The organism is Pseudoxanthomonas sp. F37 (assembly GCF_022965755.1).
GTDB lineage: Bacteria > Pseudomonadota > Gammaproteobacteria > Xanthomonadales > Xanthomonadaceae > Pseudoxanthomonas_A.
The window spans coordinates 1933716-1946498 of record NZ_CP095187.1 but is presented as its reverse complement, the minus strand read 5'-3'; the positions used below and the strand labels follow the sequence as shown (position 1 = coordinate 1946498).

13 protein-coding genes, 2 tRNA genes and 1 pseudogene are annotated in these 12783 nt (G+C 67.3%); 6 read left to right on the top strand and 10 right to left on the bottom strand.

Features of this window, described 5'->3' with window-relative positions:
* Nucleotides 1-13: 13 nt before the first annotated feature.
* The 4 genes and pseudogenes from MUU77_RS09030 to MUU77_RS09015 form a co-directional block, all read right to left on the bottom strand.
* Entirely contained in the window at nucleotides 14-268 is a 255-nt protein-coding gene (locus MUU77_RS09030; RefSeq protein ID WP_245093972.1) for an acyl carrier protein, read from the bottom strand.
* Between the two features lie 24 nt (nucleotides 269-292).
* Entirely contained in the window at nucleotides 293-553 is a 261-nt protein-coding gene (locus tag MUU77_RS09025) for a phosphopantetheine-binding protein (protein ID WP_162109714.1), read from the bottom strand.
* Between the two features lie 270 nt (nucleotides 554-823).
* Nucleotides 824-1126: pseudogene (locus MUU77_RS09020) on the bottom strand (lysophospholipid acyltransferase family protein); the annotation flags it as partial.
* Nucleotides 1127-1328: 202 nt separating this feature from the next.
* A complete protein-coding gene (locus MUU77_RS09015; RefSeq protein WP_245093970.1) occupies nucleotides 1329-2063 on the bottom strand; it encodes a beta-ketoacyl synthase chain length factor in 735 nt (244 codons plus the stop codon).
* Between the two features lie 140 nt (nucleotides 2064-2203).
* Between MUU77_RS09015 and MUU77_RS09010 the strand changes: the two genes are divergently transcribed.
* The 3 genes from MUU77_RS09010 (at nucleotide 2204) to MUU77_RS09000 (ending at nucleotide 2825) form a co-directional block, all read left to right on the top strand.
* A tRNA-Ala gene (locus MUU77_RS09010) sits at nucleotides 2204-2279 on the top strand.
* Nucleotides 2280-2329: 50 nt separating this feature from the next.
* Nucleotides 2330-2405, top strand: a tRNA-Glu gene (locus tag MUU77_RS09005).
* A 192-nt stretch (nucleotides 2406-2597) separates the two neighbouring features.
* Nucleotides 2598-2825, top strand: a complete 228-nt coding sequence (locus MUU77_RS09000; protein ID WP_245093968.1) for a hypothetical protein — start codon at nucleotides 2598-2600, stop codon at nucleotides 2823-2825.
* A gap of 20 nt (nucleotides 2826-2845) precedes the next feature.
* Here the strand turns inward: MUU77_RS09000 and MUU77_RS08995 are convergent, their stop codons facing one another.
* Both MUU77_RS08995 and MUU77_RS08990 read right to left on the bottom strand, forming a co-directional pair.
* On the bottom strand, nucleotides 2846-3328 hold the full coding sequence (locus MUU77_RS08995; RefSeq protein WP_245093966.1) for a DUF1249 domain-containing protein: 483 nt from the start codon (nucleotides 3326-3328) through the stop codon (nucleotides 2846-2848).
* 114 nt (nucleotides 3329-3442) lie between these two features.
* The gene (locus MUU77_RS08990; protein ID WP_245093964.1) at nucleotides 3443-4264 is read right to left on the bottom strand and encodes a pyruvate, water dikinase regulatory protein; all 822 of its coding nucleotides are present in this window, start codon (nucleotides 4262-4264) and stop codon (nucleotides 3443-3445) included.
* 151 nt (nucleotides 4265-4415) lie between these two features.
* Between MUU77_RS08990 and ppsA the strand changes: the two genes are divergently transcribed.
* Both ppsA and MUU77_RS08980 read left to right on the top strand, forming a co-directional pair.
* Nucleotides 4416-6806 carry a phosphoenolpyruvate synthase gene (gene ppsA / locus MUU77_RS08985; protein ID WP_245093962.1) on the top strand — a complete coding sequence of 797 codons (2391 nt, stop codon included), beginning with the start codon at nucleotides 4416-4418 and terminating at the stop codon, nucleotides 6804-6806.
* A 93-nt stretch (nucleotides 6807-6899) separates the two neighbouring features.
* Nucleotides 6900-7850 carry a mechanosensitive ion channel domain-containing protein gene (locus MUU77_RS08980; protein ID WP_245093960.1) on the top strand — a complete coding sequence of 317 codons (951 nt, stop codon included), beginning with the start codon at nucleotides 6900-6902 and terminating at the stop codon, nucleotides 7848-7850.
* 68 nt (nucleotides 7851-7918) lie between these two features.
* Here MUU77_RS08980 and orn read toward each other — a convergent pair whose 3' ends face one another.
* Nucleotides 7919-8482 (bottom strand): oligoribonuclease, encoded by a 564-nt coding sequence (gene orn / locus MUU77_RS08975; protein WP_245093958.1) that lies wholly within the window; start codon nucleotides 8480-8482, stop codon nucleotides 7919-7921.
* A 100-nt stretch (nucleotides 8483-8582) separates the two neighbouring features.
* Between orn and MUU77_RS08970 the strand changes: the two genes are divergently transcribed.
* Nucleotides 8583-9053 (top strand): DUF2721 domain-containing protein, encoded by a 471-nt coding sequence (locus tag MUU77_RS08970; protein WP_245093956.1) that lies wholly within the window; start codon nucleotides 8583-8585, stop codon nucleotides 9051-9053.
* Here the strand turns inward: MUU77_RS08970 and tadA are convergent.
* The 3 genes from tadA to guaB form a co-directional block, all read right to left on the bottom strand.
* Nucleotides 9050-9526 (bottom strand): tRNA adenosine(34) deaminase TadA, encoded by a 477-nt coding sequence (gene tadA / locus MUU77_RS08965; RefSeq protein ID WP_245093954.1) that lies wholly within the window; start codon nucleotides 9524-9526, stop codon nucleotides 9050-9052. The genes MUU77_RS08970 and tadA overlap by 4 nt on opposite strands.
* Nucleotides 9526-11091, bottom strand: a complete 1566-nt coding sequence (gene guaA, locus MUU77_RS08960) for a glutamine-hydrolyzing GMP synthase (protein ID WP_245093952.1) — start codon at nucleotides 11089-11091, stop codon at nucleotides 9526-9528. Before guaA ends, tadA begins: the two co-directional genes overlap by 1 nt.
* A 118-nt stretch (nucleotides 11092-11209) precedes the next feature.
* On the bottom strand, nucleotides 11210-12667 hold the full coding sequence (gene guaB, locus MUU77_RS08955) for an IMP dehydrogenase (RefSeq protein ID WP_245093950.1): 1458 nt from the start codon (nucleotides 12665-12667) through the stop codon (nucleotides 11210-11212).
* Between the last annotated feature and the right edge of the window lie 116 nt (nucleotides 12668-12783).

The following is a 12783-nucleotide window of genomic DNA, read 5'->3' as shown; positions in this document are numbered from 1 at the left end:
AAGCGCCCTGGGCTCAGGCGGCTTGGTCGCGGATCAGGCCGTACAGCACGTCCACGATGTCCTGCACCGTGCGTACCGCCTTGAACGCATCCGGCTGCAGGCTGCGCCCCAGCAAGGGCTTGAGCTGCACGATCAGGTCCACCGCATCGATGCTGTCGATGTCCAGGTCGTCGTAGAGCCGCGCCTCGGGCGTGATGCGCGCAGGCTCGATCTCGAAGCTGTCATGCAGGATCGCGGCGATCCGTTCGAAAAGTTCGTTCTTGGTCATCTTGCCAGTCCTGCCAGTCGCCGCTCAGGCCTTGCCCTGCGAGGCGACGAAATCCGCCAATGCGCGTACGCTGGCGAAATGCCGGCGCGTCTCCTGCGAATCCGCGGAAAGTGCCACCCCGTAGCGCTTCTGCAGCGCCAGGCCCAGTTCCAGGGCATCGATGGAGTCCAGGCCCAGCCCTTCTACGAAGAGCGGCGCGCCGGTATCGATGTCGTCCGGGGAAATGTCCTCCAGCGACAGCGAAGAAATGATCAATTCCTTGATCTCGTGCTCAAGTGCCTGCACGCGATGGATCTCCCGCAAAATAGTTGGCCAGATGTTCCGTGAGCCGCCGGGCTGCCAGCGCCTCTCCCCCCGCCGACGGATCCCCCCCTCCGTTCCGTTCAGGAACGGGGCGATCGGCAGGTCTTCCTGAACATCGATCACCATATGGAACCGCGTCGGCGGCACACGATACCACTTATCCCCTTTCCCCAGCGTCGGCGGCGAGCAGCGGATGCGCACCGGCGTGATGTCCAGTGCACCGCGCACCGCGATGTTGGCCGCGCCGCGCTGCAGGCGCAGCGGCTGGCCCGGCGTGGTCCGCGTACCCTCGGGAAAGATCACCAGCGCACCTCCTGCGCGCACGGCGGCGATGCAGTCTTCCACCAGCCCGGCACCGTCGTCGTTGGACACGTAACCTGCGGCCCGGACCGGCCCCCGCATGAACGGATTGCGCGCCACCGCCGACTTGACCACGCAGTCCGCGTTGGGCAGCAGCGATACCAGCAGGACCACGTCGATCAGGGTGGGGTGGTTGGCCAGCACCAGCAGGCCCTCGCGTGCCAGCCGCTCGCGGCCGCGGATCTCGTAGGTCATCACCCCCAGCCGCCGCATCAGTTCCACGTGCGCGGCGAAGCTGCGCTGCACGATCCGCCGCGCCCAGCGGCGGCGGCGCTCCGGGTCGCGCACCAGCCACAGCAGGGGCGGCAGCACGCAGAGGCCCAGGAACAGGCCTCCCAGCCCGAAGGCCAGGAAACTCAGCCCGGTCCCCGCGACCCGCCATGCATGGTGGATGCGCTCACGCATTCCGCCGCCAATGCCACGCGGTGCCGTCGCCCCGCCATTGCAGGGAAGGCTCGCCCGACAGCAGGAAGCGCAGGACATCCAGTGCGTGGGGCAATGCCGTGGGGTCGTCATCGCCTGCGCCATCACCCTCCCATCCCAGGGTGATGGCCTCCCCCTCCCCGTCCGCCGGCCCCACGCGCCAGCACCATGCGAATCCTGCGTCGGGCTCGTCGGCGAAATCGGCGTACACGGCCGGCAAGGGTGCGTCGTAGACCACCAGCAGCACTTCCGGCGCGCCATCGGCCAGCAACGCGGCAGCCTCGATGCAGGCCGTCTCGACCGTCGACTTGCCCCCGGCCAGCGCCACGTAGTTGCCACGGTCCCGCCGCAGGATCGAATAAAGCGCCGCGATCGCGTTGTGCACCGACAGGCCGAAGGTGGTGGGCGATGGCGGCTCATCGGCGGCAAGCGCTTCCAGCAGTTCCATCGAACGCGCCACGTCGCCATGCCGAGAGGCGAACACCAGCGGCATCCCGGTCTCCTCGGCCTGCTGGCACCAGCAGGCGGTCTGGATGGCCATCCGCCCCAGTCGCTCGATGCGCCGCCGTTGCATGGCGGGGACCTCCGGCAACGCCGGCGTATCCGACCCGCTGGGCACCCAGGGCGCCTTCGCCCATGCGCGCCATGCGTCGTGGTCCACCAGACCCGGCGCCCATGCGGCCCACTGCTTGACTGAAAGCCCGATCATCCCGCGCGCACCGCTCCGTCGATATTCCGTGCGCGCTATTTCACCCGCATGCCCGGTTGTTCGCCAGTCGTAAAAATTTTCGTAACGGATGCTTGCGCATCGGAAAGAGGCTGGCTATTATTTCGCTCCTGCCAGCACGTGGGGCCATAGCTCAGCTGGGAGAGCGCCTGCATGGCATGCAGGAGGTCGGCGGTTCGATCCCGCCTGGCTCCACCAACTTCCGGACAATAGGCCGTCCGGAAAGAAACCTGGCAACACTTTCGTGTGTCCCCATCGTCTAGAGGCCTAGGACATTACCCTTTCACGGTAGCGACCGGGGTTCGAATCCCCGTGGGGACGCCACTTATCTTGAAGGCCCGGGAAACCGGGCCTTTTTTTTGCCTCGCACGTTCGTAACCCCGCTTTCGCAGGCATTTACAAGACTCTCACCACCGCCGGCGTAGAACCGGCGACAGCCCATGCCGGTCCCGCGACCGCGCAAGCCATTACCTGGTGTGGTCGAAGCTGTCGCCCCTCCCTGCCGGAGCTGCCGTCATGACGCACGATGCCCTCGCCGACGAACTCGTCTCGCAGCTGCCGCTCCATCGCGACACGCGATGGACGGCCGGATCGCTGGGGCTGGACGAGGCCGCCTTCGACGCGGTCGCGCAGCGCTTGCTGGAACTGGAAACGCTGGGCGCCATCGACGTGATGAACATGAGCCGCGACGCCGGCAACGGCCTGCGCCGGCTCAACGCCATCCGCTTCGTGCGCGTGGCCTGAGGTGCGGACAGCGCGCGGAATCAGGCGACGTCGCGCACGCGTCCGGCCGGATGCAGGGTGGCCACGCCATGGCCCTGCTCGGCCAGGTATTCGAGCCATTTGCCGAGAAAGGTATTCATCCGCATGCGGTGGCTGATGACTTCGGCCGGCGGCGGATACAGGCCGATGACATCCTGCCAGCGACGGCCCACGTAGCAGTGCGTGGCTTCGGCCTGGTGCGCGTCGCGATAGAGCCGCACGAACGCCGAGGGGTCGGGTTCGCCGGTGAGCGGGTCGCACAGGTCGTAGGTCAGCCTCAGTTCCACGGTATAGCGGTGCGTCTCGATCACGTCCAGGCGCAGGTCCAGCCCGTCTCCGACACGGGACAGGTAGCTGCCCACCTGCAGGTGCTCGGGCGCGAACAGGCGTGAGAGCCGCGCATGGTTCTCCGCATACAGCGCCATCAGCCAGCCGAAACGGCTGAGCCGGGGGATGCGTGCGGTGCGTGCGAGGGCCTGGGACATGACCCGATGCTACACGCGGAATTCCCTGCGCGGCAGCATTGACGTGCACCATCGTGCGGCCTAAGTTAAGGGTCTGCCGCCCGTGGATTTCCGGGCCGCCTCCTCCGCCCCCACTCAGTACATCTCGCGCTGCAGGCCCAGCGTGGAGAGCACCTTGCTCGAGATTTCCTCGATGGACTTGTTGGTGGTGCTCAACGTGGGCAGGCGCTCGACCTGGAACATCGCCTCCGCCGCCGCGACCTCGCGCCGGCAGGTTTCCAGTTTCGCGTAGGTCGAATTGGGCCTGCGCTCCTGGCGGATCTGCTGCAGGCGCTCCGGATCGATGGTCAGCGCGAACAGCTTGCGCCGGTAGGGCCGCAGCCGGGCCGGCAGCCGATCGGTCTCCAGGTCGCCATCGGTCAAGGGATAGTTGGCCGCCCGCACGCCGTAGTGCAGGGCCAGGTAGACACAGGTGGGCGTCTTGCCCGCGCGCGACACGGCCACCAGGATCACGTCGGCCTCGTCGTAACTCACCGCCATGCCGTCGTCGTGGGTCAGCGCGAAGTTCATCGCGTTGATGCGGCGATGGTAGGTTTCGAAGTCGACCAGGCCATGCGCCTGGCCCACGCGCGACTGGCGCTGCTCGCCCAGTTCGCGTTCCAGCGGCTCGATGAAGGGCGCAAACACGTCCAGCACCAGCGCACCGCTCTCGGCGATCAGGGCGCTCAGGCTCGGGTCCACGCAGGAACTCACCACGATCGGGCGCGCGCCCAGCCGTTCGCCGGTGCGGCGGATGCGGTCCGCGGCATCCCGGGCCTTCTCTTCGTCATCCACGAAGGACAGCCGGTCGGTCTGGAACCGCATTCCCGCGAACTGGGTCAGCAGGCTGTGGCCGATGGTCTCGGCCGTGATACCGGTGCCATCGGACACGTAGAAGACCGGACGCAGTTCAGACATCGGCATCTTTCCCCTGCTTCACCATGAAAACCCCCGTCGGATCAAGCTTGTCTGCAATTGGTATGCACTGCATCATATCGCTTCTTCCCCCCAGACACGGCCCCACGCCGGCGGTCCACGGCGCGGTGCGGTCCATTCCGGAGCAATGCGCTTGAACGAGAACATCCTGTGGCTGCACGAGCTGCGCCTGGCCGACCTGGCCCGCGTGGGCGGCAAGAACTCCTCGCTGGGCGAAATGATCGGGCACCTGGCCAACCTGGGCGTATCGGTACCGGGCGGCTATGCGACCACGGCCGAGGCGTTCAAGGCCTTCATCGCCCACAACGACCTGTCCAAGCGCATCTTCGACAGGCTGGCCACGCTGGACGTGGAGGACGTGCCCGCCCTGACCGCGGCGGGCAAGGAAATCCGCGGCTGGGTGATCGACGCGCCCCTGCAGCCCGACCTGGATGCCGACATCCGCACCGCCTACGCGAAGCTCTGCGCCGAGAATGGCGGCGGTGACGTGGCCGTGGCCGTACGCTCGTCGGCCACGGCGGAGGACCTGCCCGACGCCAGCTTCGCCGGCCAGCAGGAAACCTTCCTCAACGTCACCGGTGCCGACGACGTCGTGCACAAGGTCAAGGAAGTCTTCGCCAGCCTCTACAACGACCGCGCCATCGCCTACCGGGTGCACCACGGGTTCAAGCACGAGGACGTGTTCCTGTCCGCCGGCGTACAGCTGATGGTGCGCTCGGGCGTGGGCGCCTCCGGCGTGCTGTTCACGCTGGACACCGAATCCGGCTTCCGCGACGTGGTGTTCGTCACCTCCAGCTTCGGCCTGGGCGAAATGGTCGTGCAGGGCGCGGTGAACCCGGACGAGTTCTATGTCTACAAGCCCACCCTGAAGCAGGGCAAGCCGGCCATCCTGCGCCGCTCGCTGGGCAGCAAGGCGATCCGCATGGTGTACTCGGATGTCCCCGGCGAGCGCGTGCGCACCGAGGACACGCCGGCGCAGCTGCGCAACACGTTCTCGATCACCGATGCCGATGTGCACGAACTGGCCAAGCAGGCCCTGGTCATCGAACAGCACTATGGCCGCCCGATGGACATCGAGTGGGCGAAGGATGGCGTGACCGGCCGGCTGTTCATCGTGCAGGCGCGTCCGGAGACGGTGAAATCGCGCGCCAAGGCCACCCAGATCGAGCGCTACGCGCTGGAGAAGCGGGGCCAGGTGGTCGCCGAAGGGCGCGCCATCGGTCAGAAGATCGGCAGTGGCGTGGCCCGCGTCGTGCGCTCGCTGGAGGACATGAACCGCGTGCAGCCGGGCGACGTGCTGGTGGCCGACATGACCGACCCCGACTGGGAACCGGTGATGAAGCGCGCCAGTGCGATCGTCACCAACCGTGGCGGCCGTACCTGCCATGCCGCCATCATCGCGCGCGAGCTGGGCGTGCCCGCCGTGGTCGGCACCGGCAATGCGCTGGACCACATCACCGACGGCACCGAAGTGACCGTGAGCTGCGCCGAAGGCGATACCGGCTTCATCTATGCCGGCGCCCTGCCCTTCGAGCGCACCACCACCGACCTGGCCGCCATGCCGGCGGCGCCGCTGAAGATCATGATGAACGTGGCCAACCCCGAGCGCGCGTTCGACTTCGGCCAGTTGCCCAATGCCGGCATCGGCCTGGCGCGCCTGGAAATGATCATCGCCAGCCACATCGGAGTGCATCCGCTGGCCCTGCTGGAGTACGACCGCCAGGAGCCGGACGTGCGCCGGAAGATCGATGCCAAGACCGCGGGCTACGCCGATCCGGTGAGCTTCTATGTGGACCGCCTGGCCGAAGGCATCGCCACGATCACCGCTTCGGTCGCACCGAATCCCGTCATCGTGCGCCTGTCGGACTTCAAGTCCAATGAGTACGCCAACCTGATCGGCGGCAGCCGCTACGAGCCGCACGAAGAGAACCCGATGATCGGCTTCCGCGGCGCCAGCCGTTACGTCGATCCGTCGTTCGAACCCGCCTTCGCGCTGGAATGCCAGGCCGTGCGCCGCGTGCGCGACCAGATGGGGCTGGACAACCTGTGGGTGATGATCCCGTTCGTGCGCACGCTGGAGGAAGGCCGCAAGGTCATCGACGTGCTGGCCAAACACGGCCTGCGCCAGGGCGATGGCGCTACGGATGAAAAGCCGGGCCTGAAGATCATCATGATGTGCGAAGTGCCGTCGAACGCGCTGCTGGCCGAGGAATTCCTCGACATCTTCGACGGTTTCTCGATCGGCTCCAACGACCTGACCCAGCTGACCCTGGGCCTGGACCGCGATTCCTCGATCGTCGCCAACCTCTTCGACGAGCGCAATCCCGCCGTCAAGAAGATGCTGTCGATGGCCATCAAGGCCGCGCGCGCCAAGGGCAAGTACATCGGCATCTGCGGCCAGGGCCCCAGCGACCACCCGGACCTGGCGGAATGGCTGATGGCCGAGGGCATCGAATCGGTGTCGCTCAATCCCGACACGGTGGTCGACACCTGGCTGCGCTTGGCAAAGACCAAGGCCGGCTGACGTCGCCCGCAACCGCCTTCACCCGAAGGCGGTTACCATCGCCGCATGCCATTGCACGCCCCCGACGGGGCGTGCTTCATTTCCGGAAGCCCGATGTCCAGCCCTGCCAATACCCCGCCCGTCCTCCCCGACATCCCCACCCAACCGGCCGCCTTCATGCAGGAACTGCGCGGCATCGACTGGCTGCAGTTGCTGGAGACCTGGGGCCTGAAGCTGCTGGCCGCCGTCGTCATCTTCCTGGCGGGCATGTGGCTGGCCAAGCGCCTGAGCACGGGCCTGGAACGCATGCTGGGACGTACCCACGCGGACGCCACGCTGGGCGGTTTCCTGCGCCGCGCCAGCTACGCCGCTATGATGGTGCTGGTGATCATCACCGCGCTCACCTCGCTGGGCGTGAACCCCACCTCGATGCTGGCCGTGCTGGGCGCCGCCGGCCTGGCCGTGGGCCTGGCCCTGAAGGACTCGCTGTCCAACATCGCCTCGGGCGTGATGCTGATCGTGCTGCGCCCGTTCCGCGACGGCGACTACGTGCAGGCGGCGGGGCTGGAAGGCATCATCGAAGAGGTCCGCATCTTCCAGACCCGGATGCGCACGCTCGACAACCGCCTGATCGTGCTGCCCAACAGCCTGATCACCACCGCACCCATCATCAACTTCACCGCCAAGCCGCACCGCCGCATCGACATCCCCGTGGGCGTGGGCTACGAGGACGACCTCAAGCAGGCCAAGGCCGTCCTGCTGAAACTGGCGAACGACCACCCGCGGGTGCTGGATGAGCCGGCGCCCAGCGTGATCGTCAGCAAGCTGAGCGAAAGCAGTGTCGACCTGATCCTGCTGGCCTGGACGAAGACCCCGGATTTCGGTGAGACCAGGAGCGATCTCACCGAAGCCGTGCGTACCGAAATCATCGGCAACGGCCTGAACATCCCGTACCCGCAGCGCGACCTGCACGTGTACCACCACAACGGCGACGGCACGCCGCTGACCGACATCATCACCCGGGGCGTCGCCGACGACGGCGACGTGGCCACGCCGGCCACCTAGCGTGCGCTGCGCGCACGACGCGCGATGAGGGCTGCACAGGACAGGACGTGCGCATGGCGCACGCTACCTCACTCGCCGGCGAGCGCCGCCATGTGCCTGCGATAGTGGCGCAGCTCTTCGATGGAATCGCGCACGTCGCTCAAGGCCGTGTGGCTGGCCTGCTTGCGCACGCCTTCCAGCACCGGCGGCGCCCAGCGGCGGGCCAGTTCCTTGAGGGTGCTGACATCCAGGTTGCGGTAGTGGAAGTACTTCTCCAGCCGGGGCATCAGCCGGTGCAGGAAACGGCGGTCCTGGCAGATCGAGTTGCCGCACATCGGCGAGGCGCCCGACGGTACCCACTCGGCAAGGAAGGCGACCGTCTGCGCCTCGGCCTGGCCCAGCGTCACCCCGCTCTCCACCACCCGCTTCCACAGGCCGGACCTGCCGTGCTGGTTGCGGTTCCAGTCGTCCATGGCCTCCAGCACCGCCACCGGATGCGCAATGGCGAATTCGGGGCCTTCGGCCAGGATGTTCAGGCGCGAATCGGTCACCACCGTGGCGATCTCGAGGATGGAGTCGCGGTCCGTGTCCAGGCCGGTCATTTCCAGGTCGATCCAGATCAGGCGGTCGGTATGCGAGTTGTGCGAGGCCATGCAGCGGTCCGTGACGGAAGAAGAGCCCGGGAATCCACGCCGGGAATGCGGACGAACCGCATCGTGTCATCATAACGCAGACCTTCCCCGCGACCGGCCCATGACTCCTTCCACCGACCACGCCGTGCTGACTGCGATGCTGGCCCCGGCGTTCTTCCTGACGGCGACCGCCTCGCTGCTGCTTTCCGCCAACAACCGCCTGGCGCGCATCATCGACCGTGCCCGCACGCTGTTGCGCGAACTGGGCGAGGTCGAGGAGGACGCCGACCGCACGCTGCTGGAAGGCCGCATCGCGTTGCAGCGCCAGCGCAGCCTGATCATCCTGCGCGCGGGACAGCTGTTGTACGGCGCCATCAGCTGCTTCGTGGGCACCAGCCTGGCCGTGGCGGTGGACACCTTTACCGGCCACCGGCTGGGCTCGGTGCCCACCTGGCTGGCCGCGGTGGGCGTTGTCGCGATGCTTGCGGCCAGCCTGCTGCTGGCGCGCGAATCCACGTTGGCGGTCACCGCCATCAACGAAGAGATGGACCACCGCAAGGTGAAGCGGAAGACGCCCGCCCCGCTGGCCTAGACCGGCGGCCGCCCGCGCTTGGCGCGGAAATAGTTGGTCAGCCGGCGCCCGGCCTCTTCGCCCAGCACGCCCGCCACCACGTCGATGCGGTGGTTGTGCCGGGGGTCGGCGATCAGGTCGAACACGCTGCCGCAGGCGCCCGTCTTCGGATCGGAGGCGCCGTACACCACCCGCGCGACGCGCGCGTGCACCAGCGCCATCGCGCACATGGCGCAGGGCTCCAGCGTCACGTAGAGGGTGCAGCCCACCAGGCGATGGTTGCCCAGCGCCCGCCCCGCCTCGCGCAGCGCCACGATCTCGGCGTGGGCCGTGGGGTCGTGGTCGGCAATGTTGCGGTTCCATCCCTCGCCCAGCACCTGACCGTCGGCGCCGACCAGGACGGCCCCCACCGGGATCTCGTCGAATTCGCGCTCGGCCCGGTCCGCCAGCGCGAAGGCGTGGCGCATCCAGTGCTCGTCGTCGAGACCGGCCATCACTCCCACTCGATGGTGGCCGGCGGCTTGCCCGAGATGTCGTAGACCACGCGCGAGATGCCGCGCAGTTCGTTGATGATGCGGTTGGACACGGTGCCGAGGAACTCGTACGGCAAGTGCGCCCAGTGCGCCGTCATGAAGTCGATGGTCTCGACCGCACGCAGCGCGATGACCCATTCGTAAGCGCGCGCGTCGCCGACCACGCCCACCGACTTCACCGGCAGGAAGACGGCGAAGGCCTGCGAGGTCCTGTCGTACAGGTCGGCCTTGCGCAGTTCGTCGATGAAGATCGCATCGGCCCTGGCCAGCAGCTCGGCGTACTCGGGCTTCACTTCGCCCAGGATGCGCACGCCCAGGCCCGGGCCCGGGAACGGATGGCGGTAGACCATCGTGCGCGGCAGGCCGAGTTCGACGCCGAGGCGGCGCACTTCGTCCTTGAACAGCTCGCGCAGCGGCTCCACCAGGCCCAGCTTCATGTGCTCGGGCAGGCCGCCGACGTTGTGGTGGCTCTTGATGACGTGCGCCTTGCCGGTCTTGCTGCCGGCGGACTCGATGACGTCCGGGTAGATGGTGCCCTGCGCCAGCCACCGGGCGTTCTTCAGCTTGTTCGATTCTTCCTCGAAGATCTCGACGAACAGGTTGCCGATGATCTTGCGCTTGGCTTCCGGGTCGGCGACCCCTGCCAGCGCCTTGAAGTAGCGGTCGGCGGCGTTGACGCGCACGACCTTCACGCCCATGTGCTCGGCGAACATCGCCATCACCTGGTCGCCCTCCTGCCAGCGCAGCAGGCCGGTATCGACGAACACGCAGGTCAGCTGGTCGCCGATGGCCTTGTGCAGCAGCGCGGCGACCACCGACGAATCCACGCCGCCGGACAGGCCCAGGATCACCTCGTCCGAACCCACCTGCTCACGCACGCGGGCGATCTGGTCCTCGATGATGTTGGCGGCCGTCCACAGCGTCTGGCAGCCGCAGATCTCGGCGACGAAACGGCGCAGCAGCGTCTGGCCCTGCTTGGTGTGCGTCACTTCGGGATGGAACTGCACGCCGTACCAGCGCTTTTCCTCCAGCGCCATCGCCGCGACCGGAATGCGGTCGGTGGTGGCGGTGATCGTCCAGCCCGGCGGCGCCTGGGCGACATGGTCGCCATGGCTCATCCACACATCGATGCGCGGCTCGCCCTGGTGGTCGCTCAGGCCGCCGAGCAGCGCATCGTGTGCGACCAGCTGCACTTCGGCGTGGCCGAACTCGCGCGCATCCGCCGCTTCCGTCGCCCCGCCCAGCTGCGCGGCCAGGGTCTGCATGCCGTAGCAGATGCCCAGGATCGGCAGGCCGCTGTCGAACACCTGCTGCGGTGCCGCGGGTGCGCCGTGCTGGGTCGTGGATTCCGGGCCGCCGGACAGGATGATGCCCTTGGCGCCGAACTTCGCGATCTCCTCGGGATCGTGGTCCCAGGCCCAGATTTCGCAGTAGACGCCGATCTCGCGGATGCGGCGGGCGATCAGCTGCGTGTACTGCGCGCCGAAATCGAGGATGAGGATCTTGTCGGTGTGGATGTTGGTCATGGAGCCAGAAACGAGTGGGGAGGAACGAGGAACGAGGATCGAGCAAGGGCGAAACGGCGGATAGAGAAAGAGGAACTCGGACACTCGTTCCTCGTTCCTCTCAACTCGTTCCTTGTCTTTATCCCATCCGATAATTCGGTGGTTCCTTGGTGATCTGCACGTCGTGCACGTGGCTCTCGCGCTGGCCGGCGCCGGTGATCACCACGAACTTGGGCCTGGCGCGCATCTCCTCGATGGTCGCGCAGCCCACGTAGCCCATCGTGGCGCGCAGGCCGCCGACGAGCTGGTGGATGATGCCGCCGACAGAACCGCGGTAAGGCACGCGGCCCTCGATGCCTTCCGGCACCAGCTTGTCGGCGTCGCTGGCGTCCTGAAAGTAACGGTCCTTGGACCCCTTCTCCATCGCGCCCAGGCTGCCCATGCCGCGGTAGCTCTTGTAGCTGCGGCCCTGGAACAGTTCGACTTCGCCCGGCGCTTCCTCGGTGCCCGCGAACAGGCCGCCGATCATCACCGTCGAGGCCCCCGCGGCGATCGCCTTGCCGATGTCGCCCGAGTAGCGGATGCCGCCGTCGGCGATCAACGGAATGCGGTCCTGCAGGGCTTCGGCCACCATGTCGATGGCGGTGATCTGCGGCACGCCCACGCCAGCCACCATGCGGGTGGTGCAGATCGAGCCCGGGCCCACGCCGACCTTCACCGCGTCGGCGCCGGCATCCATCAGCGCCAGCGCGGCATCGCCGGTGACGATGTTGCCGCCGATCACCTGGATCTGCGGGAAGCGCTTCTTGACCCAGGCCACGCGGTCCAGCACGCCCTGCGAATGGCCGTGCGCGGTGTCGACGATGATCACGTCCACACCGGCGGCTACCAGCGCTTCGACGCGCTGGTCGGTATCGCCGCCCACGCCGACGGCCGCGCCCACGACCAGGCGGCTGGCGCTGTCCTTGGCGGCGTTGGGGTTGTCGGTCTTCTTCTGGATGTCCTTGACGGTGATCAGGCCGCGCAGGTCGAAGGCGTCGTTCACCACCAGCACCTTCTCGATGCGGTGCTTGTGCAGCAGTTGCAGCACTTCGTCGTCGCTGGCGCCTTCCTTCACCGTGACCAGGCGATCCTTCTTGGTCATGATGTGGCGCACCGGGTCGTCGAGCTTCTTCTCGAAGCGCATGTCGCGGCTGGTGACGATGCCGACCAGCTGGCCGCCGTCGACCACCGGTACGCCGGAGATGTTGCGTGCACGGGTGAGCTTGAGCACTTCGGCGATGGTGGTTTCGGGCCCGACGGTGAAGGGCTCCTTGATCACGCCGGCCTCGAACTTCTTGACCTTGGCCACTTCGGCGGCCTGCTGTTCGACGGTCAGGTTCTTGTGCAGGATGCCGATGCCGCCCAACTGGGCCATGGCGATGGCCAGGCGCGCTTCGGTGACGGTATCCATGGCGGCCGAAACGATCGGCAGCTTCAGCCGCAGGTCGCGCGTGAGGCGCGTCTCCAGGCTGACATCCTTGGGCAGGACCGTGGAATGGGCGGGGACGAGGGAAACGTCGTCGTACGTCAGTGCTTCAGCCTGGATGCGCAGCATCGGCGGGCCCGGGAGAGTTGGGGAAGCGCGGCATTATACCCTGATCGACGGGGCTTCCGGAGTCCGCCGCTGGCGGAACGCTGCTTTCCCCGTGGGCGCGGCGTCAGTCGCGATGA

What these genes read in the sequence shown, in the direction of transcription:
- MUU77_RS09000 (WP_245093968.1), top strand. Translation starts at nt 2,598, where the DNA reads ATGACGCACGATGCCCTCGCCGACGAACTCGTCTCGCAGCTGCCGCTC.
- MUU77_RS09015 (WP_245093970.1), bottom strand. Translation starts at nt 2,063, where the DNA reads ATGATCGGGCTTTCAGTCAAGCAGTGGGCCGCATGGGCGCCGGGTCTG.
- MUU77_RS08990 (WP_245093964.1), bottom strand. Translation starts at nt 4,264, where the DNA reads ATGTCTGAACTGCGTCCGGTCTTCTACGTGTCCGATGGCACCGGTATC.
- orn (WP_245093958.1), bottom strand. Translation starts at nt 8,482, where the DNA reads ATGGCCTCGCACAACTCGCATACCGACCGCCTGATCTGGATCGACCTG.
- MUU77_RS09030 (WP_245093972.1), bottom strand. Translation starts at nt 268, where the DNA reads ATGACCAAGAACGAACTTTTCGAACGGATCGCCGCGATCCTGCATGAC.
- MUU77_RS08970 (WP_245093956.1), top strand. Translation starts at nt 8,583, where the DNA reads ATGACTCCTTCCACCGACCACGCCGTGCTGACTGCGATGCTGGCCCCG.
- tadA (WP_245093954.1), bottom strand. Translation starts at nt 9,526, where the DNA reads ATGGCCGGTCTCGACGACGAGCACTGGATGCGCCACGCCTTCGCGCTG.
- guaB (WP_245093950.1), bottom strand. Translation starts at nt 12,667, where the DNA reads ATGCTGCGCATCCAGGCTGAAGCACTGACGTACGACGACGTTTCCCTC.
- MUU77_RS08995 (WP_245093966.1), bottom strand. Translation starts at nt 3,328, where the DNA reads ATGTCCCAGGCCCTCGCACGCACCGCACGCATCCCCCGGCTCAGCCGT.
- guaA (WP_245093952.1), bottom strand. Translation starts at nt 11,091, where the DNA reads ATGACCAACATCCACACCGACAAGATCCTCATCCTCGATTTCGGCGCG.
- MUU77_RS08980 (WP_245093960.1), top strand. Translation starts at nt 6,900, where the DNA reads ATGTCCAGCCCTGCCAATACCCCGCCCGTCCTCCCCGACATCCCCACC.